27 protein-coding genes are annotated in these 25,727 nt (G+C 57.1%); 14 read left to right on the top strand and 13 right to left on the bottom strand.

Going from position 1 to position 25,727, the window contains the following annotated elements; all coding sequences use genetic code 11:
• Positions 1 to 6 precede the first annotated feature (6 nt).
• From RA28_RS03855 to RA28_RS03845, 3 genes are read right to left on the bottom strand one after another with little or no spacing between them, the layout of a single operon-like run.
• The gene (locus RA28_RS03855; RefSeq protein WP_039523876.1) at positions 7 to 3,048 is read right to left on the bottom strand and encodes an efflux RND transporter permease subunit; all 3,042 of its coding nucleotides are present in this window, start codon (positions 3,046 to 3,048) and stop codon (positions 7 to 9) included.
• 11 nt (positions 3,049 to 3,059) lie between these two features.
• Positions 3,060 to 4,097, bottom strand: coding sequence for an efflux RND transporter periplasmic adaptor subunit (locus tag RA28_RS03850; RefSeq protein ID WP_039523875.1), 1,038 nt, complete (start codon positions 4,095 to 4,097; stop codon positions 3,060 to 3,062).
• On the bottom strand, positions 4,094 to 4,561 hold the full coding sequence (locus tag RA28_RS03845) for a MarR family winged helix-turn-helix transcriptional regulator (RefSeq protein ID WP_039523874.1): 468 nt from the start codon (positions 4,559 to 4,561) through the stop codon (positions 4,094 to 4,096). Before RA28_RS03845 ends, RA28_RS03850 begins: the two co-directional genes overlap by 4 nt.
• Before the next feature lie 158 nt (positions 4,562 to 4,719).
• Here RA28_RS03845 and RA28_RS03840 point away from each other — a divergent pair, with 158 nt between their 5' ends.
• Positions 4,720 to 5,844, top strand: a complete 1,125-nt coding sequence (locus RA28_RS03840) for a beta-ketoacyl-ACP synthase III (RefSeq protein WP_039523872.1) — start codon at positions 4,720 to 4,722, stop codon at positions 5,842 to 5,844.
• Between the two features lie 27 nt (positions 5,845 to 5,871).
• On the opposite strand, the gene RA28_RS03835 is transcribed toward RA28_RS03840, so the two are convergent.
• Complete coding sequence (locus RA28_RS03835; RefSeq protein ID WP_039523869.1) at positions 5,872 to 6,333, bottom strand: hypothetical protein; 462 nt, start codon at positions 6,331 to 6,333, stop codon at positions 5,872 to 5,874.
• Positions 6,334 to 6,688: 355 nt separating this feature from the next.
• Between RA28_RS03835 and RA28_RS03830 the strand changes: the two genes are divergently transcribed.
• On the top strand, positions 6,689 to 7,267 hold the full coding sequence (locus RA28_RS03830; RefSeq protein ID WP_039523866.1) for a thymidine kinase: 579 nt from the start codon (positions 6,689 to 6,691) through the stop codon (positions 7,265 to 7,267).
• Here the strand turns inward: RA28_RS03830 and RA28_RS03825 are convergent.
• The 5 genes from RA28_RS03825 to RA28_RS03805 all read right to left on the bottom strand — a co-directional run bounded on the left by RA28_RS03825 (position 7,264) and on the right by RA28_RS03805 (position 10,465).
• The gene (locus RA28_RS03825; RefSeq protein ID WP_039523864.1) at positions 7,264 to 8,214 is read right to left on the bottom strand and encodes a 2-hydroxyacid dehydrogenase; all 951 of its coding nucleotides are present in this window, start codon (positions 8,212 to 8,214) and stop codon (positions 7,264 to 7,266) included. The genes RA28_RS03830 and RA28_RS03825 overlap by 4 nt on opposite strands.
• Complete coding sequence (locus tag RA28_RS03820; protein WP_039523863.1) at positions 8,214 to 8,552, bottom strand: tRNA-binding protein; 339 nt, start codon at positions 8,550 to 8,552, stop codon at positions 8,214 to 8,216. Before RA28_RS03820 ends, RA28_RS03825 begins: the two co-directional genes overlap by 1 nt.
• The gene (proC, locus tag RA28_RS03815; protein WP_039523862.1) at positions 8,545 to 9,360 is read right to left on the bottom strand and encodes a pyrroline-5-carboxylate reductase; all 816 of its coding nucleotides are present in this window, start codon (positions 9,358 to 9,360) and stop codon (positions 8,545 to 8,547) included. The genes RA28_RS03820 and proC overlap by 8 nt, the downstream gene beginning before the upstream one ends.
• Before the next feature lie 38 nt (positions 9,361 to 9,398).
• Positions 9,399 to 9,899, bottom strand: coding sequence for a YbjN domain-containing protein (locus RA28_RS03810; protein WP_039523861.1), 501 nt, complete (start codon positions 9,897 to 9,899; stop codon positions 9,399 to 9,401).
• A gap of 317 nt (positions 9,900 to 10,216) precedes the next feature.
• A complete protein-coding gene (locus tag RA28_RS03805) occupies positions 10,217 to 10,465 on the bottom strand; it encodes an accessory factor UbiK family protein (RefSeq protein ID WP_039523859.1) in 249 nt (82 codons plus the stop codon).
• Between the two features lie 97 nt (positions 10,466 to 10,562).
• On the opposite strand from RA28_RS03805, the gene lgt reads away from it, so the two are divergent.
• The 4 genes from lgt (at position 10,563) to RA28_RS03780 (ending at position 14,777) form a co-directional block, all read left to right on the top strand.
• Positions 10,563 to 11,450 (top strand): prolipoprotein diacylglyceryl transferase, encoded by an 888-nt coding sequence (lgt, locus tag RA28_RS03800; RefSeq protein ID WP_039523857.1) that lies wholly within the window; start codon positions 10,563 to 10,565, stop codon positions 11,448 to 11,450.
• The gene (locus RA28_RS03795) at positions 11,447 to 12,514 is read left to right on the top strand and encodes a class I SAM-dependent methyltransferase (RefSeq protein WP_039523854.1); all 1,068 of its coding nucleotides are present in this window, start codon (positions 11,447 to 11,449) and stop codon (positions 12,512 to 12,514) included. The genes lgt and RA28_RS03795 overlap by 4 nt, the downstream gene beginning before the upstream one ends.
• Positions 12,511 to 13,269, top strand: a complete 759-nt coding sequence (gene pgeF, locus RA28_RS03790) for a peptidoglycan editing factor PgeF (protein WP_039523852.1) — start codon at positions 12,511 to 12,513, stop codon at positions 13,267 to 13,269. Before RA28_RS03795 ends, pgeF begins: the two co-directional genes overlap by 4 nt.
• Before the next feature lie 725 nt (positions 13,270 to 13,994).
• Entirely contained in the window at positions 13,995 to 14,777 is a 783-nt protein-coding gene (locus tag RA28_RS03780; RefSeq protein ID WP_039523849.1) for a Hint domain-containing protein, read from the top strand.
• 119 nt (positions 14,778 to 14,896) lie between these two features.
• Here RA28_RS03780 and RA28_RS03775 read toward each other — a convergent pair whose 3' ends face one another.
• Complete coding sequence (locus RA28_RS03775) at positions 14,897 to 15,397, bottom strand: Lrp/AsnC family transcriptional regulator (protein WP_039525708.1); 501 nt, start codon at positions 15,395 to 15,397, stop codon at positions 14,897 to 14,899.
• Between the two features lie 230 nt (positions 15,398 to 15,627).
• Here RA28_RS03775 and trxB point away from each other — a divergent pair, with 230 nt between their 5' ends.
• The 4 genes from trxB to RA28_RS03755 all read left to right on the top strand — a co-directional run bounded on the left by trxB (position 15,628) and on the right by RA28_RS03755 (position 21,264).
• Positions 15,628 to 16,569, top strand: a complete 942-nt coding sequence (trxB, locus tag RA28_RS03770) for a thioredoxin-disulfide reductase (protein WP_039523847.1) — start codon at positions 15,628 to 15,630, stop codon at positions 16,567 to 16,569.
• Between the two features lie 143 nt (positions 16,570 to 16,712).
• Positions 16,713 to 18,398, top strand: coding sequence for an adenylate/guanylate cyclase domain-containing protein (locus RA28_RS03765; RefSeq protein WP_152612002.1), 1,686 nt, complete (start codon positions 16,713 to 16,715; stop codon positions 18,396 to 18,398).
• 199 nt (positions 18,399 to 18,597) lie between these two features.
• Positions 18,598 to 20,313: a bifunctional sulfate adenylyltransferase/adenylylsulfate kinase gene (locus RA28_RS03760; RefSeq protein ID WP_039523843.1), complete on the top strand. Its 1,716-nt coding sequence runs from the start codon at positions 18,598 to 18,600 to the stop codon at positions 20,311 to 20,313.
• A gap of 105 nt (positions 20,314 to 20,418) precedes the next feature.
• Positions 20,419 to 21,264 (top strand): hypothetical protein, encoded by an 846-nt coding sequence (locus tag RA28_RS03755; RefSeq protein WP_039523841.1) that lies wholly within the window; start codon positions 20,419 to 20,421, stop codon positions 21,262 to 21,264.
• Between the two features lie 7 nt (positions 21,265 to 21,271).
• Here the strand turns inward: RA28_RS03755 and RA28_RS03750 are convergent, their stop codons facing one another.
• The 3 genes from RA28_RS03750 to RA28_RS03740 all read right to left on the bottom strand — a co-directional run bounded on the left by RA28_RS03750 (position 21,272) and on the right by RA28_RS03740 (position 22,908).
• Positions 21,272 to 22,150 (bottom strand): PhzF family phenazine biosynthesis protein, encoded by an 879-nt coding sequence (locus RA28_RS03750; protein ID WP_039523839.1) that lies wholly within the window; start codon positions 22,148 to 22,150, stop codon positions 21,272 to 21,274.
• Positions 22,151 to 22,264: 114 nt separating this feature from the next.
• Positions 22,265 to 22,489 carry a DUF1150 family protein gene (locus RA28_RS03745; RefSeq protein ID WP_039523837.1) on the bottom strand — a complete coding sequence of 75 codons (225 nt, stop codon included), beginning with the start codon at positions 22,487 to 22,489 and terminating at the stop codon, positions 22,265 to 22,267.
• A 5-nt stretch (positions 22,490 to 22,494) separates the two neighbouring features.
• Positions 22,495 to 22,908 carry an Hsp20 family protein gene (locus RA28_RS03740; protein ID WP_039523836.1) on the bottom strand — a complete coding sequence of 138 codons (414 nt, stop codon included), beginning with the start codon at positions 22,906 to 22,908 and terminating at the stop codon, positions 22,495 to 22,497.
• 162 nt (positions 22,909 to 23,070) lie between these two features.
• Here RA28_RS03740 and RA28_RS03735 point away from each other — a divergent pair, with 162 nt between their 5' ends.
• The 4 genes from RA28_RS03735 (at position 23,071) to RA28_RS03720 (ending at position 25,667) form a co-directional block, all read left to right on the top strand.
• A complete protein-coding gene (locus RA28_RS03735; RefSeq protein WP_039523835.1) occupies positions 23,071 to 23,295 on the top strand; it encodes a YdcH family protein in 225 nt (74 codons plus the stop codon).
• Positions 23,296 to 23,359: 64 nt separating this feature from the next.
• Entirely contained in the window at positions 23,360 to 23,845 is a 486-nt protein-coding gene (gene purE, locus RA28_RS03730) for a 5-(carboxyamino)imidazole ribonucleotide mutase (protein WP_039523834.1), read from the top strand.
• Complete coding sequence (locus tag RA28_RS03725; RefSeq protein ID WP_039523832.1) at positions 23,842 to 24,600, top strand: NAD(P)-binding domain-containing protein; 759 nt, start codon at positions 23,842 to 23,844, stop codon at positions 24,598 to 24,600. Before purE ends, RA28_RS03725 begins: the two co-directional genes overlap by 4 nt.
• Positions 24,600 to 25,667 carry a 5-(carboxyamino)imidazole ribonucleotide synthase gene (locus tag RA28_RS03720; protein WP_039525704.1) on the top strand — a complete coding sequence of 356 codons (1,068 nt, stop codon included), beginning with the start codon at positions 24,600 to 24,602 and terminating at the stop codon, positions 25,665 to 25,667. The genes RA28_RS03725 and RA28_RS03720 overlap by 1 nt, the downstream gene beginning before the upstream one ends.
• Positions 25,668 to 25,727 lie beyond the last annotated feature (60 nt).

Below are 25,727 nucleotides of genomic sequence, written 5' to 3'. Positions count from 1 at the left end.
TCCAGATCAGTTTGTGACCAGCCTTCGCTTTTCTTCCCGCGCAAAGAAAATCATGTAAAAGACCGGGGCCGCAACCATTGTCAGAATCGAGGCGAAGGCCAGCCCGCCCATGATTGTGACGGCCATCGAGACAAAGAACGCATCCGTCAAAAGCGGTGCCATACCCAGAATCGTCGTAACTGCCGCCAGCATGACCGGACGCAAACGCGAAACCGAAGCTTCGATTATTGCCTCTTTTAGGGGCTTTCCTGTTGCCCGAACAAGGTCAATTTCCTCAACCAGCACGATGCCATTCTTTATCAGCATGCCTGACAGGCTCAGCAATCCAAGCAATGCCGTAAAGGTGAAGGGCAGACCGGTTCCCAATAGGCCGATGACAACGCCGTTGACGGACATGGGCACAAGCAACCAGATGATGATCGGTTGCCGTATCGCGTTAAAAAGCAGGACCGATATCAAAACCATGATCAGCAGACTGAGCGGCAGCTGCCGTCCCAAACTCTGCTGGGCATCGCGCGAGTTTTCGTATTCTCCGCCCCAATCCAGCCTGTAACCAAGCGGCAGCTCGATGGCCTCGATCGCGTCGCGCACTTCGGAATGAACCTGCGCTGCAGTCAGATCAGGCGGAACGTCGGCGCCAACCGTAATCGTAAGAACCCGGTCCCGGCGATGCACCAATGTGTTGAGAGCCTGATACTCAAATCCATCCACCATCTGTTCAATTGGCACAAATCTTTCGGACTGATCCGAATAAACGACCTGATCCACAATCGAATAGTCGCCATCGGCCTGACGCCGCAAAATAATGGGGATCAAACGATCGCGTTCGCGAAGGACGCCACCATTGATGCCATCCGTGGAAAACTGCAGGGTTGCAGCGATGTCTTCGCGGGTCACCCCTGCGGTCTGCGCGCGTTCTGTGGCATAGATCGGCTGGACCGCCAGTTCTTTCTCGCGCCAGTCATGATGCACGTTCAGCACATTTGGGGACGCCGCGGTCATGACCTGAACCGCCTGATCCGCAAGCTGCCGAAGAACCGCCGGATCGCTACCGGAAAAACGTGCCTGAATCGGGTCACCGCCACCGGGACCGAAAACCAGACGTTTGGTTCTGAACTCACCTTCCGGAAAGCTGGCTGTGCCAAAGGCTTCGAGGTCAGACTGAAGCGCTGGAATGTCTTCAAGGCTTTCGGTGCGGATGATCATATGCCCATAGCTGGGGTTCGGTTTTTCCGCCGAGTAGGTCAACATGAACCTGGTCGCGCCTTGTCCCACGAAAGTGGTGACCGAAACGACATCGTCGCGCGCCTTCAACCAATCTTCGAACACCGCCATGTCTTCGGCCGTTCGTGCAATGGGAGTTCCTTGCGGTAGTTTGTAATGCACGAAGAACAGGGGCGTGTTAGAATCCGGGAAAAACTGCTGCTTCATCAGACCAAAACCGGCATAGCAAACCACTGTGATCCCGACCAAACCGGCCACAACAAGCCATCGAAGCCGCAAAGCGCCGCGCAAAATGGCACCGTAAACCCGAAAGAGCGGACCGCCATAAGCGTCGGGTTCCTCGCCTGAGCCCTGTTTGAAGAAATAGTGTCCCAGCATTGGCGTCACGGTGATCGCCAATACCCAACTCAGCAGCAGCGAAATCCCGATCACGGCAAAGAGCGAGAACAGAAACTCTCCGGTCGCGTCGGGGCTGAGGCCAATCCCGGCAAAAGCCATGATGCCGATCACGGTCGCGCCCAAAAGTGGTATCTGGGTTTTGCCAGCCACGTCTTCCGCCGCATCGCGTGACGACTTTCCGCGCAGCATGGCGATCTGCATGCCCTCGGCGACCACAATCGCATTGTCGACCAACATCCCCATCGCGATGATCAGCGCGCCCAGTGAAATCCGCTCCATCTCGATCGAGAAAAGCGACATGAAGAGCAATGTACCTACAACGGTCAGCAAAAGCGTGGACCCCACGACCACGGCGGCGCGCCATCCCATGAAGACGCCCAACACAAAGACGACAATCGTCACGGACATAACGAGGTTTACCAGGAAATCGTTCGATGCCTGCTCGACCACGACGTGTTGCTGATAGATGGGCAGAATCTCGACGCCGTAGGGAATGTCCGAGTTCAATTCGGCGAATTTGGCATCCGCTCGCTTGCCCACTTCGACGATATTCTCATCGGCCAGTCCTGCGATCCCCAATGTAAACGCTTCAACGCCGTTGTACCGGATCATAATGTCGGGATCGTTCTGTCGCGCCCGGTACACGTTTGACATATCGAACAGGTTGATGACCTGCCCCTGCGACCCGACCGACAGCCCGGCGATGGCCGATACACTGTCCGACCCTTCTGCCGTCAGGATCGTTGTCCGGTCATCGCTTGAGCGAAGCGAACCCGAGGCGTTGACCGAATCCGCGTTTGCAATCGCATCATTGATCGCTTGCAAAGGCACATTCTGGTTCACCGAGATTGCCAAATCCGGTTCGATGAATATCGCCTCGTCGGGAAGCCCTTGCACCTCGACATCGGCAACGCCTTCGACGGTCAACAACTCGCGTCGCAGAAAGGTTGCGAACTCATGCTTTTCAGCATCCGAAAACCCCTCGGCCGTGACCGCGTAGAACAACCCGAAGACATCCCCGAACCCGTCATTGACAAACGGTTGGCCAACGCCCGACGGCAAGGCGCGGGCGGCATCGCTCACCTTGGCACGCAAACGGGTCCAGATGTCGGGCAGTTCGCTTCCATCATAGGTGGATTTGATCTCGACCTCGATGATCGATTGACCAGGTTGGTTGACCGACGTGATCTCGTCCACTTCGCCCATTTGTTGGATGGCCGATTCCAGCGGTTCCGAAACTTCCAGCGCCACCTGTTCCGCCGTGGCACCGGGATACTGCGTTATGATGACTGCGTTTTTAATGGTGAATGCAGGGTCTTCCAGCCGCCCCAGCGACAGAAACCCCCAGATCCCGCCGAACAGGGCGATCAGGATGATCAGCCATGTGTAGAGCGGTCGATCAATCGAGGCACGTGCGATGTTCATTGCTCTGCACCTCAGTTGGAAAAGCCGACAAAGCGGCGCACTGATTGCCCATCACTCAAAGCGCTGCCGCCGGCGACGACGATTTCATCCCCATCTGACAGCCCCTCGAGAACGCGAACATCGCCCGATTGTGTCGGCTCGATTTTCACAGGAACCCGGGTCACCGTGCCCTCATCTGCCCCGACCGGAGAGAACACGACCACGTTCAGATCCCCGTTGGCATCCGCCACGATTGCAGTGGCAGGGACCACTATTCCCGTTTGCTGGTCTTGTACCTGAACGTTCACGGTGACCGAGGATCCGGGAAGGATCTGCAGACCTTCTGGAGGCGTCAGCCCAAACTGGATGCGAAACGTCTGCCCGACGCTGGACGATTCGGCGTCGAATTCCCGTATCTCGAGCGGGAAAATCTCATCACTGACGGGAAACCTTGCCGTGATCGTGATTTCGTCTTCCTGGCTCGAGCGCTGGAACAGGATCTCGGGCACGTCAACTTCAATTCGAAGTTCAGACATGTCGTGAATGCGCACAATCGGCGTACCGGCAGAAACGGTCGTAAACGCCTCGACCGCGCGGCTTGAAACCAACGCATCAAATGGCGCGGTCAATGTCGCATGCTCCAACTCGTACTCGGCATCCCGCACTGCGATCGCCGCCAGTTGGGCCGCCGTTTCCGCATCGTCCACCGCCACCTGACTGGCGGTTGTGCCTCGCAGGCGGGACAGGCGCGCGACGGTGCGGTCCGCTTGGTCTTTTTGCAGCCGCGCGCGATCCAGCTTCAATTCGAAAGGTTCCTGATCCAGATGGGCGATCAACTCGCCTTCGGGGATCACAAAACCCTCGTTGACCGGCATTTCGACGATCTGCCCGGCGACTTGAAACGCCAGATCAACCGTTTGCCGCGCGGCGACGCGTCCAAAGAACTGGCGCGAGAATCCGGGCGCGGTTTCCTTCACTTGCATCAATTTGACAGGCTTGGGGGTTTCCTGTGCGGTGGTTGGCGCCGCAAGAACGGCCAGCGACAAGGCCAGAGAAGTCAGGAGTCTCATTTCGTCAATCCCTCGGGAATTCCGGTTTTAAGGATATTTTCTCGGATTTTGCACGCCAAACGCGCGAATTCTGTCGTTTCGGTATCACTCAGCCCGGATGCGCGATGAAAAAGCTCACCGGCCGTAGCGACCAGCATGTTTCGGGCGTCTTCACCCTGATCGGTCAAAACCAACAGCCAGGCGCGTCGGTCTTCGGGGTCGCGTTGTCGGGTCAGATAGCCGGCAGCCTCCAAAGCGTCTGCCGTGGCCGTGATCGTGGACGGCACGCTCAGCATGTCAGACGCCAGAACGCCCATGCGTTTGGGTTGGTCCAGCTTGATCAGCATGTGACATTCCTGATGGCTCAGGTCCGTTTCGATGCTGTCAAAGCTCTCTTCCAGTTTCCAGTACAGGGCGTAGACCCCCATCATGGCCTGAATTTCAGGACTGAGGCGTCTTAATCCGTTGCCATTGTCGTCTGTCATGTGGGCGCTCCGTATTCGAGTTCGCCATATACTTCATTTTCTGAACCATTCAAGATGTGAAGTTGAGAAACTTGTTCACATTCCCTTGGGTCAAGATATCTTGATCAAACCGATCCGTGCCTTCATCTTGTGCAAATCCGAAACCGCCAGGACGCCTCATGTATACGCCCGCCATCACCGGTACAGGTGTTTTCACGCCCCAGAACGTAATCACAAACGCCGAGCTTGTCGCAGCGTTTAACGCTTACGCCGACAGGAAAAACACCGAGAATGCCAAGGGAATCGCCGCTGGTGAGATCGAGCCGATGCAGCATTCGTCCGAGGAATTCATCATCAAGGCGTCCGGGATCGAAAACCGCTTTGTAATGGACAAAACGGGCATTCTTGATCCCGAGGTTATGCACCCGGCCCTGCGCCAACGGTCCGATGACGAACCTGGCATCATGACCGAAATGGCTGTGGATGCCTGCACCAAAGCGCTGGATCAGGCGGGACGGACGGCATCTGACGTTGATCTGGTGATCTGTGCTGCATCAAATCACGAGCGCGCCTATCCGGCGATTGCAATCGAGATTCAGCAGGCGTTGGGGATCGACGGTTTTGGATTTGACATGAACGTGGCTTGTTCTTCGGCCACATTCGGCATTCAGGCGGCGGCAGACATGGTCCGGTCAGGCTCGGTTCGTGCGGCATTGGTCGTCAACCCTGAAATCTGTTCGGGCCATCTGGAATGGCGGGATCGCGATTGCCATTTCATCTTTGGTGACGTCGCCACAGCGACACTGATCGAGCGCATCGACGACGCACAAGGCCCGCATTTTGAGGTCATCTCGACTCGGTGTGCGACGCAGTTTTCCAATAACATTCGGAATAATAATGGCTTTTTGCGTCGCTCCCGGCCAGATGGCCTGGTGGATCGCCGCGACATGCAGTTCATGCAGAACGGCCGAAAAGTGTTCAAAGAAGTCCTGCCTATGGTCAGCCGGCACATCGCCGAACATATGACCGACGAGGGTTTGACCAACACAGACCTCAAGCGTCTGTGGCTGCATCAGGCCAACAAGACCATGAATGATTTCATCGGCAAAAAGGTACTTGGGCGCGAGCCGTTGCAGGGTGAACAGCCCAACATTCTTCAGGATTACGCAAACACGTCATCCGCAGGATCGATTATCGCGTTCTCGAAATACTCTGACGATTTGCAGGATGGCGATATCGGCCTGATCTGCTCGTTCGGTGCAGGGTATTCCGTTGGCTCGGTGATCGTCAAACGTCACGTTTGAGATGGCAACGCGACGGGCGGGGCCAGTTTAGCTCACGCTTTCTTCTTCCAGGTGAAGCTTCATTTCAATCAGAACCTGCTGCAAAAGACTGGTTTCTTTTAGCAGGCGCTTGGCCTCGTTCACCGTAATGATACCATCTTCGATGGCGGCCTGATATTCGGTCATCAACATGGCAAAGCGCTGGCTCAGCGCGATAACATCTGCGTTGACGCCGCCGGTGCGCGGGCTTGTCGAATTGCGGCCATCATAGGACAGCGTGATATTCTGGAGGTCGGCCAGAGCCGATGTGACATGCGGGTAAGTCGCAACCGACTCGAGCCGCGCCACGGCGTCAACCGGCATGAACCGGTCCGAATGCTCCGCGTTATCCGAATAGTACCGGCCCAAGGTCGCCTTGGATTTGCCGGTGATTTCGCACGCGGCCTCAATCCCGACATCCTTGACCAGCGCTTCGGTGTGCTTTTTCAGATAGGCCCCGATATCCGCCATTTATTTTACCTTTGTTACCTGCGCACCTGCCCCCGTTTACACGGGCGGGGGAAAGGGTAGGGAAATTTCCCATATTTAATTCATAATTGAAATGCCATAAATTGACTATCCCTCAGATATGCAGGGATTTTGTGAGTGAGTGGCGGCCGTTCGTGCCGGTAATGAGTAAATGCAAGGCACAATTCAGCCTTGTAGTGTTTAGGCCTCATGGTGGCCGGCGGCGCTGCTGTTACGGAAGCAGGGGTTTCCATCCCCAAGAGCTCAGGCTCGACCTCGGTAACTGTAACGGCGGCGTCGCACTAATCCTTAAAACTGTTGGCTTGCCCGAACAGCCCTGGCGATTTAGACCCGCGGCATGGCAAAACTCTACTTCAACTACTCCACGATGAACGCCGGCAAGTCGACTGTCTTGCTGCAGGCATCCTATAATTATCGCGAGCGGGGAATGGACACCTATCTGCTGACGGCAGCCGTCGATGGGCGCGCTGGGTCCGGCAGAATCGCCTCTCGGATTGGGATTTCGGAAGAGGCCGACACCTTCCGCGCAGAGGATGATGTGTTCGAAATGATCCAGACGCGCCTGAGCGCTGGGGAAGTCGCTTGCGTCTTTGTGGATGAGGCACAGTTTTTGACTGAAACTCAGGTTTGGCAACTGGCCCGCGCTGTGGATGACCTGAACGTTCCGGTTTTGGCTTACGGCCTTCGCGTCGATTTTCAGGGTAAGCTGTTTCCCGGCTCTGCCGCCCTGCTGGCGTTAGCGGACGAAATGCGCGAGGTCCGCACCATCTGCAAATGCGGTCGCAAAGCGACGATGGTGATCCGTCAGGATGAGAACGGCCGGGCAATTACCGAAGGCGCGCAGGTCCAGATTGGCGGTAATGAAACCTATGTTTCGCTGTGCCGCAAACACTGGCGCGAGGCGGTCGGTTCCTAGACCGGGTTGGGCAGCGGTCGACCGTCTACAAATGCCGCGACATTATCCAATGCCATATGCCCCATACTGGTCCGCACCTCCTCGGTCGCGGTCCCCAGATGGGGGAGCAAGGTCACATTCTCCATCTCGCGCAAGGCCAGTGGAACACTTGGCTCGAATTCGTAAACATCCAGACCTGCCCCCGCGATCCGCCCGTCTCGCAAAGCTGCGATCAGCGTGGATTCGTCGATCACCTCGCCGCGTGCAATGTTGATCAGAATGCCGCTCGGAGGCATCGCGCCCAGAACATCAGCATCGATCAGATGATGCGTTTCCGAGCCACCGGGAACAGCCAAGACCAAAAAATCCACCGTAGACGCCAACGATTTCAGGTTCGGGATATACTCGGCAGGAAATTCAACGGTCTTGGGCTGTCTGGATTGATAGGCAACCCGCATGCCAAAGCCGAAATGACACCGCCGGGCAATTGCCTGACCAATGCGACCCATCCCAACGATCCCGACGCGTTTGCCCGTGACGTGATGGCCCAGCATCTGGGTCGGGTGCCATCCCTGCCACCGACCTGCTCGAACCAGCCGTTCGCCTTCCCCCGCGCGTCGTGCGGTGCACAACAACAGGGTCATTGCGATATCGGCGGTTGCGTCAGTTACGGCGCCTGGTGTGTTCGACACGGCTACACCAGACGCAAGAGCTGCTTGTACATCAATATGGTTGTAGCCCACGCCGAAATTGGCAAGCAACTTGCAGCGCAGATCGGGTGCCTGGGCAAAAACCTGTGCCGAGAACTGGTCACCCAAAGTTGGCACGATCACATCAAATTCGGTCAAGGCGCGCAACATTTCCTCGGTTGAAAGTGGCTGTGTATCGTCACGGATTTCGACGTCAAATTCAGACCGCGCGCGCGTTTCAACGGCCGCTGTCATCGGTCGGGCGATCAACAGCTTCATCAATGCATCCTTCCACCCAAAGGAACGGTTTCATCAGGGCCGATCAAAACGACTTCGCCATTATCATCAGGCAAGCCCAGAACAAGCACCTCGGACATGAACTTGCCAATCTGGCGCGGTGGAAAATTGATCACGGCCATCACTTGCTTGCCCACCAATCCGGCTGGGTCGTAATGCGCCGTTACTTGGGCCGAGGTTTTACGCTCGCCGATTTCGTCACCAAAATCGATCCACATCTTGATTGCAGGCTTGCGAGCTTCTGGGTACGGCTCGGCCCGCACAATCTGACCCACGCGAATATCGACTTTCAAAAAGTCATCAAAGGATATTTCACTCACGCGACAGCTCCTTGGATCGCTCGGTTGCGGCTTTCACGGCGCGGCGCAAAAGGTCGGGAAATCCCTCTTCCTCATGCATCAGAACTTCTAGCGCGGCCTGCGTCGTACCATTGGGCGAAGTGACATTGACCCGCAACTGGGACGGGTCCTCGTCAGCGGCTATTGCCAGCGCACCAGCACCAGCGACAGTCGATTTCGCCAGCTTCATCGCAAGGTCGTGCGGCAATCCATGTGATTCACCCGCTTGCGCCAATGCTTCGATCAAGTGAAAGACATAAGCCGGGCCGGATCCACTCACGCCCGTGACCGCGTCCATTTGGGCCTCATCGTCCAAACGAACCGTCTCCCCAATCGCAGAAAGCAGGTTTTCCGCCAATTCGATCTGTGCGTCCGAGGTATTGTCGTTGCCGACAAGCGCCGTTATTCCCTGACGGATCGCCGCTGGCGTGTTCGGCATCGCCCGGACAATCGGCGTCGCCTGCCCCAACACACCCTCGAACGTTGCCAGCGACGTGCCTGCAGCAACAGAAATGAACAGGCTGCCGCCACCGCCGAGCGCCTGAATTGCAGGCAGGGCTTCGCCCATCATTTGCGGCTTGACTGCAACCAGAACAACCGCCGGCGTTTCGGGCAACGCGGTGTTCACGTTGACACCCTGCGATTTCACCCAATCAGAGGGGTACGGATCAATCACCCAGACGCTTGAGGCTGGCAGGCCGTGATCCAACCAACCAGCCAGCATGGCAGACCCCATCTTGCCGCATCCCAGAAGCACAAGCCCCTGTTCGGCGACCCGCGACATGTCCATTTTTGCCCCTCCCCTGCGACGTGGTTCGGGGCAAAGGTTTACGCGCGGCCGTATGCCTCTGCAATGGCGACTTGCATCGCATCTTCAGGTGTGCGGTTGCCCCACGTTACCAGCTGAATCGCGGGATAATACCGCTCGGCGCTGAGCACTGCTGCATTGATCATGGTGTCGATCTGCTCGGGGCTGGCCATTTGGCCGCCGGCCAAAACCAGACCGTAACGATAGACCATCAGCTTTTGATTGGCCCAGTACGTAAACGCCCCCGCCCAACACTGATCGTTCATTCTGTTGAGCAGCTCGTACAGGTCGGATTCTCGTTCGCTGGGCGGTTCCATCTCGAAGGAACAGACCATGCGCAGCGTTTCGTCGTAGTTGGACCAAGCCAAGGTGATTGAATATGTGCGCCACTGGCCTTCGACGGCCATCGCAATCTGATCATCCCCGATCCGGTCAAAGTCCCAGTCGTGATGTTCTGCAAGATGTTCAACTATATCGATCGGATGAAGGTCTTCTTCGAGATACTGCTCGGAAAGGGCCATAATGCCACCTCACTAATCTCTAGCGTTTTGGGGCTGGCAGCGCCCCAGCGCTAGTTGCCTGCTCTACAAGCCGGGCTTCCCCCTTGGGCCTGTACTAAATATGGTGCGATGTGGCTGAGTCTGTGGCAACCCCCAATTTTGGGGATAACAGCAATAAGTTGTGGACAGACAGCAACGCCGATCAAAATATTGGCGGACTAGGCAGCTTTGGCTTGATTAATTGCTGCAACGCGTCATCATACGCGACACCGCACAATCCGATGGTGGATCGCGCGGGACCGATGCCCCTGAAATCAAAACGGAAAGAAGCGCCGGCCTTACTTGTCGAGCTTTGCTTCAAGCGCAGCTATGCGCGCCTCAAGTGCTGCGTTTTCCTCGCGTGCTTTTTGCGCCATGGCGCGAACCGCATCAAACTCTTCGCGCGTCACAAAATCGCGATCGGCCAGCCAGCGGTCGATCATTGACTTCATCGCTGTCTCGGCCTCTTGCCGCGCGCCTTGGGCCACGCCCATCGCGTTGGTCATAAGCTGAGACATATCGTCCAGAATTTTGTTGCGGGTCTGCATGGCTTTACTCCGATATCGCGCTTGGTCTCTATATGGGTAAAGAATGGCGCAGGCTCAAGGTTGACTTGTGCCATTCACCCCGGGCAATGAGACGCACATGCAGGCAGTTTTGAACTTCCCCGATTTGTCGCCGGACCTTTTCTCGATCTCAGTCTTCGGGATTGATCTTGCGCTGCGCTGGTATGCACTGGCCTATATCGCAGGCATTCTGATCGCGTGGCGCATGGCCGTCGTTGCCTTACGCCGCCCGCGCCTTTGGGCCGGTGAGCAAGCGCCAATGCAGCCCGATCAGTTGGAAGATCTTGTGACGTGGATCATCATTGGCGTGATCGTTGGCGGACGACTGGGATTTGTGCTGTTCTACCAACCGGGCTACTACCTATCGCATCCTCTTGAGATCGTGAAAGTCTGGCAGGGCGGCATGTCGTTTCACGGCGGCTTGCTGGGCGTGATCATTGCCACCTACTTTTTCGCACGAAGGCACAAGGCCCCTGTCTTGTCACTGGCCGATCTGGTCGCGCACACCGTTCCGCCTGGTCTTTTGCTGGGCCGGTTGGCGAATTTCACCAATGCCGAGCTTTGGGGCCGCCCCAGCGACTTGCCATGGGCCGTTATCTTTCCCGGCGCGGCGGCGCAGGATTGCCCCGGGGTCGTGACGGGCATGTGTGCCCGCCACCCTTCGCAGCTTTACGAAGCAGCATTGGAGGGGCTTCTGCTCGGCGCACTGCTTTTGTGGTTGGTGTACCGAAAAGGAGCATTTCGCAAACCGGGCTTCATCATGGGCGTCTTTCTTGCGGGATATGGCGCCTCGCGGTTTGTGGTCGAATTTGTGCGCCAGCCGGATGCGCAATTCGTCTCACCCGGTAATCCGCTTGGTCTGGCCTGGCATGTCGGCGGGTATGGATTGACGATGGGACAGATCTTGTCCCTGCCGATGATCGCGATCGGACTGTGGTTTGTCTTGCGGGCTCGGCAGGCAACATGAGCCTGAAGGACCATTTGATCGCCCGAATCCGGCAGACCGGTCCCCTTACCATCGCTGATTACACTACGGAATGCATGTTGCATCCCGAACTGGGCTATTACACGACCCGCGACCCGCTGGGCCAGCTTGGCGACTTTGTCACTGCGCCTGAAATCAGCCAGATGTTCGGGGAATTGATCGGCCTGTGTCTTGCCCAAAGTTGGCTTGATCAGGGCAGCCCGCGGCCATTTGTCTTGGCCGAGCTGGGCCCGGGGCGCGGGACTTTGATGGCGGACATTCTGCGTGCCACACGAGCGGTACCCGGATTCAATGAAGCCGCACAGATCACCTTACTGGAGGTCTCGCCCGCCCTGAGAAAGATACAGCGCGAAGCTCTTCAGGCCTATACAGCCACTTGGATAGATACGATCGCCGATCTGCCGAAACAGCCCTTGTTTCTGGTTGCAAACGAGTTTTTTGATGCGCTGCCAATTCGGCAATTCATTCGCAACGGCGACGCGTGGAACGAACGCTTGGTCGGGCTGAATGAGACGACGCTGAAATTTGGGTTAGGCACGCAGGCGAACCAACCCGCGCTGGACGAACGGCTTACCGACACCAAGGATGGCGATCTGGTTGAACTGTGTTCTGCCGCCATTCCGGTTGTGTCCGAAGTTTCTGATCGGATTTCCCGGTTCGGCGGAGCGGCTTTGGTCATCGACTACGGCGATTGGCGCTCGTTAGGTGACACATTTCAGGCTCTCCACTCCCATCAACGCGTCGACCCCTTGGCGTCGCCCGGTCAAGCGGACCTAACAGCACATGTTGATTTTGAACCATTGGCCCAAGCCGCCCAGACGGCAGGGTGTCGGCACACCCGGCTGACGCCACAGGGCGTGTTTCTGGAACGTCTTGGCATTACTGCGCGTGCGCAAAACCTTGCCGCTTCAATGAGGGGAAAGGCACATGATGAGGTGATCGCAGCACATCGGCGGTTGACGCATCCTCAGGAAATGGGAAACCTGTTCAAGGTGCTGGGGCTTTACCCGGCGCAAAGCGCACCGCCACCGGGACTGGAACCATGACACTGGAAATTCTGACCTCGGATCTGCTGTCCCCTTTGAAACACGGTTTTTTCACACGGCGCGGTGGCGCATCTTCCGGCATTTTTTCAGGTTTGAACTGCGGTCATGGTTCATCTGACCTGACTGAGGCTGTTGCCATTAACCGCAGCCGCGTTGCTGACGCGATGGACGTTTCGCCAGAGGCCCTTATCGGTGTTCATCAGGTGCATTCCCCGACTGTTCTGACCATCGACGGCCCAATCGAAGGCGAAAAGCCCAGGGCTGATGCCGTTGTCACAGCGACACCGGGCCTTGCACTGACAATATTGACCGCAGATTGCCAACCGGTTCTTTTTGCGGATCCTGACGCGAACGTGATTGGTGCCGCGCATGCCGGGTGGCGCGGAGCGCTGGACGGTGTTCTGGAGGCAACGCTTGACGCGATGGAGGCGCTCGGGGCCAGCCGAGAAAACACGCGCGTTGCAATCGGTCCCTCTATCTCGCAGCGCGCTTATGAAGTCGGCCCCGAGTTCCTGGAAGATTTTTTGACGGAATCAGCCCAAAACGCACGGTTTTTCGCAAATGGCCACGGGGATCGACTGCAATTCGACCTGCCCGGTTATGGGCTGCACCGCCTGCGCGAAGCTGGCGTAGGGCACTCGGAATGGACACGCCACTGCACCTATTCCGATCCGGAGAGGTTCTTTTCATATCGGCGCTCCACCCATGCAAAAGAGGTGGACTATGGGCGCCTCATATCAGCCATCCGGCTTTGATTTTGGCCTGAAATAAGGCAAAAACGCCACCTTTCCGCCACATTTATTGTGTTTATCGGACTCAGAATCGTTTCAAATTTTCACCAGTAGTCAGGGTGTTAAGCGGTCGTCGGACCCGTTTCTCCTGATCAGGTTAACCAAAGAGGGGTCCCAAACCTTCATTTTGTCCTCAATTCATCCCGGATCAGCCTTATCTGCGCCGCAAACAGGCGTCAGTTTCGAGAATGTAAACGGGAACTCGGGCGAAAGCCCCAAACAGAGCAGGATCAAAAATGAAGCCGAAATCACGCTTTTTGAACGCGGTTGTCGCGGCAGTACAGGCACATGAACCTGAAATGCCATGGAAGCGGGTTTCAAGCCATTCCGTCAGGGTCGCGCGCCGTCTGGCCGATCGAAGCTGACACATAACCCCAAAGGAACCAAGCTGCCGGTTCCGACGGGCAATAGGCGCATCAGACATGCTCCGGTCTGGTGTTCCGCGTCGCAGATGGGTTTGCGTCGCATTTTTTAGGAGCGTGTGTGTGCAGGCAATTGTTGCCTGTGGTTACGAGTTTGTCTGGGGGGTCATACTATTGGCCAAACAACATGATTTCTTTCGCGGCGCGGGTTCTGTCCGAACTCCGTCCTGCGTCTGCCCTGTATCTGAAAGGCAAAGAACAAGACCGTCTGGCGGGCATGCACGGGGGTACACCCCGCCTGTACGGAAATAGTAGGGGACGGAATATATGACTATTCCAAATTCACTGGCCCGCGCGGCCAGAAACGCCGTTGAGACTTCGTCTCTGCTGCGCGACGCTCCGCGCCCGGCGACACAAAACAAGGCGCAGCTGCGGCGCTATGAGGTGAGCACCTTGCTCAGGAACGGTGACGTTTCGCAAACACGTCACATCGCACCGGCTTTGCCCATGTTTGAAGATGCATTTTGCGCATTCACCCGAGGTTCGCTGGTTGAAACCGCACAGGGGCCGATGGCCATTGAGGACCTGCTGCCCGGCGACGAAGTTATGACCCAGAATGGATCGTCCGAGACCGTGCTTTGGAAGGGGTCGGTGACATTGGTTCCGGGACGCGAGGACTCGCGTGGCCGGATGCGCCCGTTGACGCGAATCATGGCTGATACGTTTGGAATGCAAAAGCCGATGTCTGGCGTCACAACCGGACCAGCGGCCCGTTTGCTGGGCACGCCTGCGCATTTGCGGCACCTCTATGGCGGGCAAAAAATGCTTACGCCCGTGTGTGAGTTTCAGGACGGGATGAGCGTCGTTGAAACGCTGCCGCCAACGCCGGTAGAACTGTTTCACATCTGCCTGCGCAAACATTCGGTGATTCGCGTGGACGGTCTGCAATTCGAAACCTACCATCCCGGTTCAAATGCGGTCCGAATGATCAGCCAGTCCTTGCGTTCTGTCTATCTCAACCTATTTTATCATATAGAATCGCTGAGTGATTTCGGTCCGCTGCTGATGCCGCGCGCCGGAGATGGCGAGATCGACGCAATTACTGCGTAAAGTGTTAAATGGTACTGCAAGTGTTGGGGGCATGATGCAGATTTTATTGGGTTGGGTAGCATACCTGACGGTGGTAGCGCTGCTTCCGCCAATCAACGCAAACGAAACGCGGTTGGCCATCAGGCCGTCCGGTTCATCCGGTCTTCCAGCACGTCAAATGGTACGCCTGGCTCGTCTTTTGCGCCTCGGATGACAAGGGATGTCTTGACGCTGGCCACATTCGGTGTGGTCAGCAGTTCGCCCGTAAGAAACTGCTGAAAACTGCTGAGATCCGGCGCGACACATTTCAGGATAAAATCCACCTCGCCGTTCAGCATGTGGCATTCGCGCACAAGCGGCCACTCCCGGCATCGCGCCTCAAAGGCGCTCAGTTCCGTTTCAGCTTGGCTTTCCAGACCGACCATGGCGAAAACCTGTACTTCAAAGCCCAATTCGCGCGCGTTCACGTCCGCATGATACCCACGGATATACCCCGCATCTTCCAGCGTACGCACGCGGCGCAGGCAGGGCGGGGCCGAAATTCCGACACGTTTTGCAAGTTCGACATTCGTCATGCGACCGTCAGCCTGCAGTTCCGCCAGAATTTTTCGGTCGATTTCGTCAAGCCGGGTCGTGACCATCAAGGACTCCTGCATTTTTTCGGTTCTTATATCAGCGCCCTGTCAATGCGCAATAATCTTTCGTGTCAGCGCAACTTTCTGCATTCAGATCACAATTTCTCGGATCGCGCCATGTCAGCAACGCATGGCGGATAGAAACATCAAAAGGGCTTTAAGCCCCCTACATGCGTCGCTATATCCAACCGAGGCGGGCCAAAAGGCTACGGCAGGCAGATCGAATTGGGGGCACCATGGCCGACACAAGACACACAAAGGTTCTGATCATCGGGTCGGGACCGGCTGGATACACTGCGGGCGTCTACGCCAGTCGCGCAATGCTTGAGCCTATTCTTGTGCAGGGTATCGAACCCGGCGGCCAGCTGACAACGACGACCGAAGTCGAGAACTGGCCCGGCGACACCGAAGTTCAGGGCCCCGACCTGATGGTTCGGATGCAGGATCACGTCAAGGCCATGGGCTGCGAAGTTATTGGTGACATCATCAGCGACCTGGACCTCAGCCAGCGCCCTTACACAGCGACAGGTGACAGCGGCACAGTCTACACCGCCGATGCAGTCATTCTGGCCACGGGCGCGCGGGCAAAATGGCTGGGTCTTCCATCCGAAGAGAAATTCAAGGGCTTTGGGGTGTCCGCCTGTGCCACCTGCGACGGCTTTTTCTACCGCGGTCAGGAGATTGTGGTCATCGGCGGTGGCAACACGGCCGTGGAAGAGGCCCTGTTCCTGACCAACTTTGCCAGCAAGGTCACGCTGATCCACCGGCGGGACGAACTGCGCGCCGAAAAAATCCTTCAGGACCGACTGTTCAAGAACGAAAAAATTGAGCCGCTGTGGTTTCATGAACTGGATGAGGTCATCGGCACCGACGCTCCTTTGGGGGTCGAAGGTGTGCGCGTCAAGAATGTCAAAACCGGCGAGATCACGGAAATCCCCTGCAAGGGCGTCTTTGTTGCCATTGGACATGCGCCAGCCAACGAGTTGGTAAAGGACACCCTTGAAATGCATATGGGCGGCTATGTGGTGACAAAACCGGGCTCGACCGAAACATCGGTGCCGGGGGTATTTGCGGCTGGCGACCTGACTGACCACATTTACCGTCAGGCTGTGACGAGTGCCGGAATGGGCTGCATGGCTGCGTTGGATGCCGAACGTTTTCTGGCCGAAAACGGATAACTGCAAGCCGAACGACCTGGCGGCTATGACCACCGTCGGTCTTCCACAGGTAACAACGCCTTCAGGAATGGGCAGGGTCTATTGACCCCTGCCCGTTCGCGTACCAGACTCGGGTCCAGTCAGGGCCGATACGGATGAATTCATTGGACAATGCACTTTGGCGCGGCGGATGGGTGACGCGGCTCAGGATCGTCAGCGGCCTTGTGCTGTTCATCTTTGCGTTCTTCCATTTCATGAATATCGGTCTGGGATTGTTTCACACCGATTTGTTGCACGGGATGCAGGACGGACGAAAATTCGTCACCCGTCACAACCTGATCAGCCTGGTGCTGTATATCGCTTTGATCATCCATGCCGGGCTGGCGCTTTATTCGCTGGCACGGCGGCGTACATTGCGCATGCCTTTCAGTATGGCGTTGCAAGCTATTCTTGGCCTGCTGATCCCATTGCAACTGATCGCCCATATCGTCCAGACGCGCTATGCCCACGAAATCTATGACGTAAATGACGAAATGGGTTACATCATCATTCTGATGTGGCCCAGCACGGCGATCTGGATGCAAAGCCTGCTTGTTTTGCTCGTTTGGGTTCACGGCTGCATTGGTCTGCACATGTGGTTGCGACTGACGGGTTGGTGGCGCACAGCCGTTCCCTACCTCATCGGATTCGCCGTTTTCGTCCCTGGCTTTGCGTTGGCAGGGGTCCTGACCGAAGGACGTCGCTTGTGGACGGATTTTGCCGATCCATTTCTGAGGGAACAATACATCGAGCATTATAACTGGCCGTCGCCAGACGAGTTCGAAGCACTCTTCGGCGTCACTGATACCGCATTGATCGTGTTTTGGTCGTTGCTGGCACTGACCGGGTTCATCTATCTGGGCCGCAAGCTTTGGCGGCGGCGGCACTCGGTCCGGGTGCGCTATGTCAATGGACCCGAAGTTGTTTCTGAAAAGGGCATGACCCTTCTGGAGATGTCGCAAGCCAATGGCATACCTCATACCGCGCTTTGCGGTGGGAAGGGGCGATGCACCACATGCCGCGTGGTGGTTGAAGAAGGTGCAGACCATCTGCCTGCGCCGGGCGATGTCGAGGCGCGAAGCCTTGCCGCTGTCGGAGCCCCGGAAGGAACCAGATTGGCCTGCCAAATGCGCCCGACCGGTCCTTTGACGGTCTTTCGCGTGTTTCGCCCGGATGGCGGGCGCGACAGGGCACACGCCAGCCAGGGGCAGGAACGACAATTGGCGGTATTGTTTTTGGACATGCGCGGCTTCACCGCCCGTACGACCGGGCAGCTGCCCTATGATATCGTTTTCCTTTTGAACCGGTTTTTTGACGCGATCGTTCCTGCAATCACGGCACAAGGCGGGACGGTCGACAAATACATGGGCGACGGCCTGCTGGCCATGTTCGAAACCCGCGACGCGGCCAGCTCTGCCCTGGCCGGTTTGCATGCCGCAGCCGGGGTGGGAACAGCTCTGGAAAGGTTCAACCGGCAATTGGAGGCCGAGGGCAGCCCCGCGATACGTATCGGGATGGGCCTGCATCTGGGTGATCTGGTTCTGGGCGAGATCGGGGCCGCAAGACATGCCCCGCGCACGATCATCGGCGACGCAGTAAACGTTGCTAGCCGGTTAGAGGCGGAAACAAAGGCATTGGGCGTAGAGTTGCTGGTTTCGCAAGCCGTCCTTTCGGCTGCCGGATTGCGCACGGCACCCGAAGAACTGCGCAATTTTGAATTGCGCGGGGTATCCGCGCCTGTTCCCGCGCTGTTGGTGGAACACGCAGCACAGCTTGAGTCGCGAATAAACCCCGAAGAACAGATTGCCTGAAAAAGCCCCCATCCGACTGATTGAGCGGAATTCTGACCTCAAAAATCGGCAAAAGCAGAAAGTTTCTTCCATTCCCGTCAAAACCCGTGCATTTCCTCCTTAGTTGGGGGCTGCCTCTGGACATTGTCACGCCTCCGGGGCACATCCATCGCCGAAACGCCTGAAACACGCGTCTGACAGCGCCGAAATGAGTATTCCGATGACGATGTTAAGTAACCTCGCCCCTATCCCCGAATTGTTCGTGTCTTATGACTCGGCTCAAAAGCTCAAGGCCGAAGCCGCAGACCTGACCAGTTGGGACCTGAGCCCGCGTCAGATCTGCGATCTGGAGCTGCTGATGAACGGCGGCTTCAACCCTTTGAAGGGATTTCTAACGCAGGCGGACTACGACAACGTGGTTGAAAACATGCGCTTGGCGGATGGAACGCTCTGGCCGATGCCGATCACGCTGGATGTCAGCGAAGAATTTGCCGAGCAGGTCGAACTGGGTCAGGATATCGCGTTGCGCGATTTGGAGGGTGTTATTCTGGGCACCATGACGGTCACAGACCGCTGGACTCCGGCCAAGGCCAACGAAGCCGTCAAGGTCTTTGGCGCCGATGACCAAGCTCACCCGGCCGTGAATTACCTGCACAATGTTGCAGGTAAGGTCTATCTGGGTGGCCCCGTCACAGGTATCCAACAGCCCGTTCACTATGATTTCCGCGCCCGCCGCGATACGCCAAACGAATTGCGCGCTTTTTTTCGCAAGTTGGGATGGCGGCGCATCGTTGCCTTCCAAACCCGAAACCCGCTGCATCGCGCGCATCAGGAACTGACATTCCGCGCCGCGAAAGAGGCGCAGGCCAACCTGCTTATCCATCCTGTCGTTGGCATGACCAAGCCGGGCGATGTCGATCATTTTACTCGTGTGCGCTGTTACGAGGCCGTATTGGACAAATACCCGGCCTCAACCACCTCGATGTCGCTGCTGAACCTTGCGATGCGTATGGCAGGTCCGCGCGAAGCGGTCTGGCATGGCCTGATCCGCGCCAACCACGGTTGCACCCACTTCATTGTGGGCCGCGATCACGCAGGTCCCGGCAAGAACAGTCAGGGCGAAGACTTTTACGGCCCCTATGATGCGCAAGACCTGTTTCGCAAATTCCAGGACGAAATCGGCGTCGAGATGGTCGATTTCAAGCACATGGTCTACGTGCAGGAACGCGCGCAATACGAGCCCAACGACGAGATCAAAGAGAAAGACAACGTCACGATCCTGAACATTTCAGGCACTGAATTGCGCCGCCGCCTGCGCGAAGGGCTGGAAATACCCGAATGGTTCTCTTTCCCCGAAGTGGTGCAGGAACTGCGCAATCGGTTCCCGCCGCGTTCGAAACAGGGTTTCACCGTCTTTTTCACCGGCTTCTCCGGCTCGGGCAAGTCGACGATTGCAAACGCGCTTATGGTCAAGCTGATGGAAACCGGCGACCGCCCAGTAACACTTCTGGATGGCGACATCGTGCGAAAAAACCTGTCGTCTGAACTTGGCTTCTCGAAAGAACATCGGGACCTGAACATCCGTCGTATCGGTTATGTGGCGTCCGAGATTACGAAAAACGGCGGCATCGCCATCTGCGCCCCCATCGCGCCGTATGAGACAACACGACGCGCGGTGCGCGAAGAAATTGAACAGTTCGGCGCCTTTTGCGAGGTTCATGTATCAACCAGTATCGAAGAATGCGAACGTCGCGACCGAAAGGGGCTGTACAAGCTGGCGCGCGAAGGAAAGATCAAGGAATTTACCGGCATATCTGACCCTTACGATGTGCCGTCGAACCCAGAACTGCGCGTCGAAACAGAAAACGTCGAAGTCGACAATTGCGCGCATCAGGTTTTGCTGAAGCTCGAAAGCATGGGGTTGATCGCAGGATAGTCACGGCACCCGTCGCACAGATTAAAGCCCCGGCACATTGCGCGGGGCTTTTCTCATCCGCGCAAAACCTATGGTCCCAATCCTGTAAATCAGTACGCTCGGGGCATGACAGACACGCTGCCGACTATTGCGAGCTTCTGGTACGGCTCGGACCTTTCCTGGCTCGAAGAACTTTGTATTCAATCTTTTCTGGATCGCGGGCACCGCTTTGTCCTCTACACCGCGCATTCGGTGAATAGAGTTCCCAGCGCAGCCGTTGTTCGTTCGGCGTCGGAGATTCTGTGGCCTGCACCCTTTGACCTGAAAGGAAATAGTCGTCAGAGGGTTGCCGCTTTTTCGGATCTGTTCCGTCTGCACATGTGTCAGCAGACTGACTTTATCTGGGTGGATCTGGATGCTTACTGTGTGCAACCCTTTGATTTCACCGAACCTCATGTTTTTGGGCGGGAAATCTCGGGTATGTACCCAAACGGCGTTCTTCGGCTTCCTGCGAACTCGCCAACGCTTGAGCGTTATTTGGATTTTGTGACCAGCCCAAATCCAACGCAACCCTGGCGCGGGCGACGTTTGCACCGCGCCAACGAAACGCGCATCGCCAATGGGCAACAATGGGGTATCGAGTCGTTACCGTGGGGATGTTCGGGGCCAAAGGCGTTGGGATATTTTTTGGAGCAAACGGGCGAAGACGCATTTGCCCTGCCCCCGCACGCCTTTTACCCCCTGCGACCGGAAGAGCTTGGGAAACTGCACGATCCAACGGTGGCTTCGTCTGAGATCGAACAGAACGGCGTCCACTCCGTTCACGTCTACGGACATCAAAAGAAATGGCTGGCCAACACACTGTCCGGCCTTCCTGTACGGGGCTCATACCTGCACCGCCTTTGCCAGCGGCACGCGATTGATCCGCGCCTCAACCCAATCAAACAGTTAAGCTGGATGGTTCCGGATTGAGCCAGAGCTAATCCGGCAGGTCCGTCTGACCGCGCATCAGAACATATCCAAGCCCGGCGACCTTTACGCCCGCGATTGCATCCGACGGCCCCACCCGCGTCGCCTTCGCCTGTCCCGGACGTCCCATGCCGTGCCCCTGCTCGGCGATAAACGAGTCCTTCGGCATCAGCCCATGATGCCAGAGATAGGCCGCCATAGCGCCCGTTGCTGATCCGGTGAATGGGTCCTCTGGTGGGCTTGGCGGAGCGAGCAAGAGGCGCGAATATGTATCCCCGGCTTCTGTCGCGCCCTTGAGCGTCACCAGAAAAGGTTCAGCCATATCGCTGCCCGAATACCCCGCCGCCCGCACCATGTCCCGCAGCGGGTCCAATGCCAGGCGGGCTGAACGCAGCGCGTCATGATCCCGAAGAACGGTAATGCAGAACGGCAATCCCGTCGAAACCATCTGCGGCGGCGAGATTATTGCGTCGGCGGGCAAGCTGACCGCGGCGGCAACCAATTCAGCGGGAACATGCACGCCAAACTCGGGCGCAACCTGGGTCATTTCGATCTCGTCACCGTTCAGGCCAATCGCGACCAATCCCGCGCCGGTTTCCAAGGTCAGCGTTTCGCTCGTGATCAAGCCGCGCGACCGCATTGCCGCTACGGTTGCAATGGTCGGATGTCCGGCAAATGGGATTTCTCGGCTGGCCAGAAAGTAGCGTACGCGCATGTCGGCCACGTCCGACGGGCCGGTGAATGTGCACTCGACCAAAGACGTTTCGCGAACGAAAGACATGCAGACTTCGTCAGAAAGATGCGCTGCGTCATGGACTACAGCACACCCGTTGCCGCCGAAGGCGCGGTCTGTAAATGCGTCCACCCAATCAAACTCGAACCAACTCATTGGTGCCCCCGTTTGCTTGATACGCGCAGGGGTTCCCCCGCCAAATCACATCCTTTGCCCCAGCGACCGCAGATGTCACGTCATTTTGCGGGATTGAACGTCTTTGAACTTGGATTAGTGCACGGCGACAGGCGAAAGATCATGCTCGCGCGCCAGAACAAACGCCAGCTTGCGGTCCGCGACAAGTGCCAGTTGCTGACCATCCGCGTCATGCACGGCATAAAGCTGATCCAGATCGCCCGCTTGGTCGCGCAGGTCGCGTGGCAGGTCTGCAACGTCAACCGTTTTGACATAAACGATGCGCTTGCCTTCGGTGTTGATCTCAATCGGTGTATTCATTGCTCTTACCCCTTTCTTATGTTGATTGTCTGCACCACGGTTTCCGGCACGGCGCGAGTCAGATCGACGTGCAGCAGGCCGTTTTCCATGATTGCCTCGCCGACTTCGACACCATCGGCCAGCACGAACATGCGCTGAAACTGACGCGCCGCGATACCGCGATGCAGGAATATTCGACCTTCGCTGTCATCATGCTGACGACCCCGGATCACCAACTGGCGATCCTCGATGGTGATCGACAGATCGTCTTCGGCAAAACCGGCTACCGCGAGTGTGATGCGATAGGAGAAATCTGACGTCTGTTCGATATTATAAGGCGGATACCCCTCATTTCCGGCCTTTGCGGACCGTTCCAGAAGGCGTTCCAACTGCTCGAACCCCAACAGATGCGGGTATGAACCCAAGGTAAGTTTCGACACGTATTTTCGTCCTTGATTTTAAAGCGACGTAGAATGCGGCCCCGTATCGGCAACCGCGTCCAATAGAATATGGGAAGAAACAGGGATGTCCACAAGGTCTGGCCGGATTCACCGCAACACACTATCTTGTGTTCAATGCACTGCAATTGACATGAGTCGCCGATGAATGCGCCCACCGACCTTTCGATGAAAACCGACGAAGTCTTGCGGGTCGAGCTAGAGGTTTTTCGCCGCCAGCACCGCGATCTGGACGAAGCAATCGAGGCGTTGCAGGCCAAGGGAACCTCGGATCCGCTGACGATCAAACGTTTGAAAAAACAGAAACTGCGCCTCAAGGACATCATCCGGCTGATCGAGGATCGCCTGACCCCAGATATCATTGCCTGACGCATTGCCACAAAGTCGGATTTGGCTATAGTGCGCGCTCTTTCAGACGGCAGGGAACAGACGTATGGGCGAGGTCAAAGTCGGGATCATCATGGGCAGTCAATCGGACTGGCCAACGATGAAAGAAGCAGCGGATATTCTGGACGAACTTGGCATTGCCTATGAAAAGCGCATCGTTTCCGCCCACCGCACGCCGGATCGGCTTTGGGATTATGGCAAGACCGCAGTATCCCGCGGGTTGCAGGTTATTGTCGCAGGGGCTGGTGGTGCCGCCCATCTTCCCGGCATGATGGCCTCGAAAACGCGGGTACCTGTGATTGGCGTTCCGGTTCAGACACGTGCCTTGTCCGGTGTCGACTCGCTCTATTCGATCGTTCAGATGCCAAAGGGTTTTCCTGTCGCAACAATGGCCATCGGATCGGCCGGAGGCGCCAATGCGGGCCTGATGGCGGCTGGCATTCTTGCCCTCCAGGATGACGCGCTGGCCGAACGTCTGGACGCGTGGCGGGACAAACTGTCTGCTTCGATCCCCGAGGAACCGCAGGGATGAGCCGGATCGGCTTTCTGGGAACCGGGCATATTGCGGCACCCATCGCCCGGCTGATGTCAGCAAAGGGTCATGACATCACGGTGTCCCGGCGAAACACTCAGGTTTCGGCGCAGCTGCAGGCAGAGCTGGGTGTGACGGTCGCAGAACCACAAGAGGTCATTGACGCCTCTGACATCCTGTTCCTGTGCCTGCGTCCCCAAATTGTCGCTGATGTACTGGCCCCCTTGGTCTTCCGCGCCGATCAGCAGATCGTTTCCGTTATGGCCGCCGTTTCGACGGAACAACTCAGAGAGTTGTGCGCCCCGGCAGCAGACTTTGTTCAAACGATCCCGCTGGGCTTTTTGCAGTCTGGTGGCTGCCCCTTGGCGGCCTATGGCAACGACAAGCTCTTGGCCAATTTGTTCGAACCCGAGAACGCCGTGGTCACGGTTGCCGACGAAGCCGTGCTGAACGCGCATTTCGCCATTTGCGCCATGGTTCCGGGGGTTCTGGACCTGATGGCAACTGGATCCGATTGGTTGGCCAGCCAGACAGGCGACGCAGCCAGCGCCGAGTTCTACACGACCCAGTTGATCTCGGGCTTTCTTGCGGCAATGGACAAAGGTGATGCCGGACGTCTGGCGACTGAACGCGACGCGCTGGCGACCGACGGTACGCTGAGCCTGCAAATGACCGAAACACTGCAAACCGAGGGTGCGCATGACGTCTTGCGTGCGGCCCTGACTGCAATTGGAAAACGTTTGGAGAATGGATGATGGCGGACACGCTCGCCCCCGGCGCAACGATCGGAATTCTGGGTGGTGGCCAATTGGGCCGGATGCTGTCGGTTGCGGCCGCGAGGTTGGGCTTTGTGACCCACATCTATGAACCCGGCTCGAACCCGCCAGCCGGCCAGGTGGCTGATCGCGTTACGACTGCCTCTTATGAGGATGAAGATGCGTTGAGAAGCTTCGCTGAGGCGGTTGATGTCATCACCTACGAGTTTGAGAATATTCCGACCGAGGCACTGGATCTGCTGGAGGCCCACCGCCCGATCCGTCCGGGCCGCGAGGCACTGCGCGTCAGTCAGGATCGCTTGACCGAAAAGGCGTTTCTGCAAGGGTTGGGCCTAAAGACCGCTCCGTTTGCCGATATCACGGATCTGGGCAGCCTGAGCGCCGCGGTAGACCAAATCGGAACACCCGCGATCCTGAAAACGCGCCGCTTTGGCTATGACGGCAAAGGGCAAGCGCGGTTGAAATCCGCAGAAGATGCTGAAAGTGCCCTGGCCGGAATGGCCGGTGCACCTTGCATTCTGGAAGGGTTTGTAGACTTTTCCCACGAGGTTTCCGTTATTGCCGCGCGCGGTTTGGACGGTCAGGTGGCGTGTTTCGATCCCGGCGAAAACGTCCATCGCGATGGCATCCTGCACACCACCACCGTGCCAGCCCGTCTGGCGCCCGCGCAACGAACCGATGCCGTTTTACTGGCTGCCAACATACTGAACGCGCTGGACTATGTCGGGGTCATGGGTGTTGAACTATTCGTTACCAAGGACGGGTTGATCGTCAACGAGATCGCGCCACGCGTTCACAATTCGGGACACTGGACGCAAAACGGATGTGCGGTGGATCAGTTCGAACAACATATCCGCGCCGTCGCGGGCTGGCCGCTGGGCGACGGGCAACGGCACACGGACATTGTCATGGAAAACCTGATCGGCGCCGACATGGACCGCGTGCCCGATCTGGCCCGTGAACGCGATGTGGCACTGCATCTTTACGGCAAGGCAGAGGTCAAGCCGGGTCGGAAAATGGGTCATTTCAACCGCGTTCAAAGGTGAATTTGATCGCGCAGATGCGTGAAGCCTCCGGCGGGAGTATTTGGAAAAAGATGAAGAGTG

It is taken from the genome of Ruegeria sp. ANG-S4 (assembly GCF_000814005.1).
GTDB lineage: Bacteria > Pseudomonadota > Alphaproteobacteria > Rhodobacterales > Rhodobacteraceae > Ruegeria.
This window is presented reverse-complemented; position numbering and strand designations above follow the sequence as displayed.

What these genes read in the sequence shown, in the direction of transcription:
- RA28_RS03855 (WP_039523876.1), bottom strand. Translation starts at nt 3,048, where the DNA reads ATGAACATCGCACGTGCCTCGATTGATCGACCGCTCTACACATGGCTG.
- RA28_RS03850 (WP_039523875.1), bottom strand. Translation starts at nt 4,097, where the DNA reads ATGAGACTCCTGACTTCTCTGGCCTTGTCGCTGGCCGTTCTTGCGGCG.
- RA28_RS03845 (WP_039523874.1), bottom strand. Translation starts at nt 4,561, where the DNA reads ATGACAGACGACAATGGCAACGGATTAAGACGCCTCAGTCCTGAAATT.
- RA28_RS03840 (WP_039523872.1), top strand. Translation starts at nt 4,720, where the DNA reads ATGTATACGCCCGCCATCACCGGTACAGGTGTTTTCACGCCCCAGAAC.
- RA28_RS03835 (WP_039523869.1), bottom strand. Translation starts at nt 6,333, where the DNA reads ATGGCGGATATCGGGGCCTATCTGAAAAAGCACACCGAAGCGCTGGTC.
- RA28_RS03830 (WP_039523866.1), top strand. Translation starts at nt 6,689, where the DNA reads ATGGCAAAACTCTACTTCAACTACTCCACGATGAACGCCGGCAAGTCG.
- RA28_RS03825 (WP_039523864.1), bottom strand. Translation starts at nt 8,214, where the DNA reads ATGAAGCTGTTGATCGCCCGACCGATGACAGCGGCCGTTGAAACGCGC.
- proC (WP_039523862.1), bottom strand. Translation starts at nt 9,360, where the DNA reads ATGGACATGTCGCGGGTCGCCGAACAGGGGCTTGTGCTTCTGGGATGC.
- RA28_RS03810 (WP_039523861.1), bottom strand. Translation starts at nt 9,899, where the DNA reads ATGGCCCTTTCCGAGCAGTATCTCGAAGAAGACCTTCATCCGATCGAT.
- RA28_RS03805 (WP_039523859.1), bottom strand. Translation starts at nt 10,465, where the DNA reads ATGCAGACCCGCAACAAAATTCTGGACGATATGTCTCAGCTTATGACC.
- lgt (WP_039523857.1), top strand. Translation starts at nt 10,563, where the DNA reads ATGCAGGCAGTTTTGAACTTCCCCGATTTGTCGCCGGACCTTTTCTCG.
- RA28_RS03795 (WP_039523854.1), top strand. Translation starts at nt 11,447, where the DNA reads ATGAGCCTGAAGGACCATTTGATCGCCCGAATCCGGCAGACCGGTCCC.
- pgeF (WP_039523852.1), top strand. Translation starts at nt 12,511, where the DNA reads ATGACACTGGAAATTCTGACCTCGGATCTGCTGTCCCCTTTGAAACAC.
- RA28_RS03780 (WP_039523849.1), top strand. Translation starts at nt 13,995, where the DNA reads ATGACTATTCCAAATTCACTGGCCCGCGCGGCCAGAAACGCCGTTGAG.
- RA28_RS03775 (WP_039525708.1), bottom strand. Translation starts at nt 15,397, where the DNA reads ATGGTCACGACCCGGCTTGACGAAATCGACCGAAAAATTCTGGCGGAA.
- trxB (WP_039523847.1), top strand. Translation starts at nt 15,628, where the DNA reads ATGGCCGACACAAGACACACAAAGGTTCTGATCATCGGGTCGGGACCG.
- RA28_RS03760 (WP_039523843.1), top strand. Translation starts at nt 18,598, where the DNA reads ATGACGATGTTAAGTAACCTCGCCCCTATCCCCGAATTGTTCGTGTCT.
- RA28_RS03755 (WP_039523841.1), top strand. Translation starts at nt 20,419, where the DNA reads ATGACAGACACGCTGCCGACTATTGCGAGCTTCTGGTACGGCTCGGAC.
- RA28_RS03750 (WP_039523839.1), bottom strand. Translation starts at nt 22,150, where the DNA reads ATGAGTTGGTTCGAGTTTGATTGGGTGGACGCATTTACAGACCGCGCC.
- RA28_RS03745 (WP_039523837.1), bottom strand. Translation starts at nt 22,489, where the DNA reads ATGAATACACCGATTGAGATCAACACCGAAGGCAAGCGCATCGTTTAT.
- RA28_RS03735 (WP_039523835.1), top strand. Translation starts at nt 23,071, where the DNA reads ATGAATGCGCCCACCGACCTTTCGATGAAAACCGACGAAGTCTTGCGG.
- purE (WP_039523834.1), top strand. Translation starts at nt 23,360, where the DNA reads ATGGGCGAGGTCAAAGTCGGGATCATCATGGGCAGTCAATCGGACTGG.
- RA28_RS03725 (WP_039523832.1), top strand. Translation starts at nt 23,842, where the DNA reads ATGAGCCGGATCGGCTTTCTGGGAACCGGGCATATTGCGGCACCCATC.
- RA28_RS03720 (WP_039525704.1), top strand. Translation starts at nt 24,600, where the DNA reads ATGGCGGACACGCTCGCCCCCGGCGCAACGATCGGAATTCTGGGTGGT.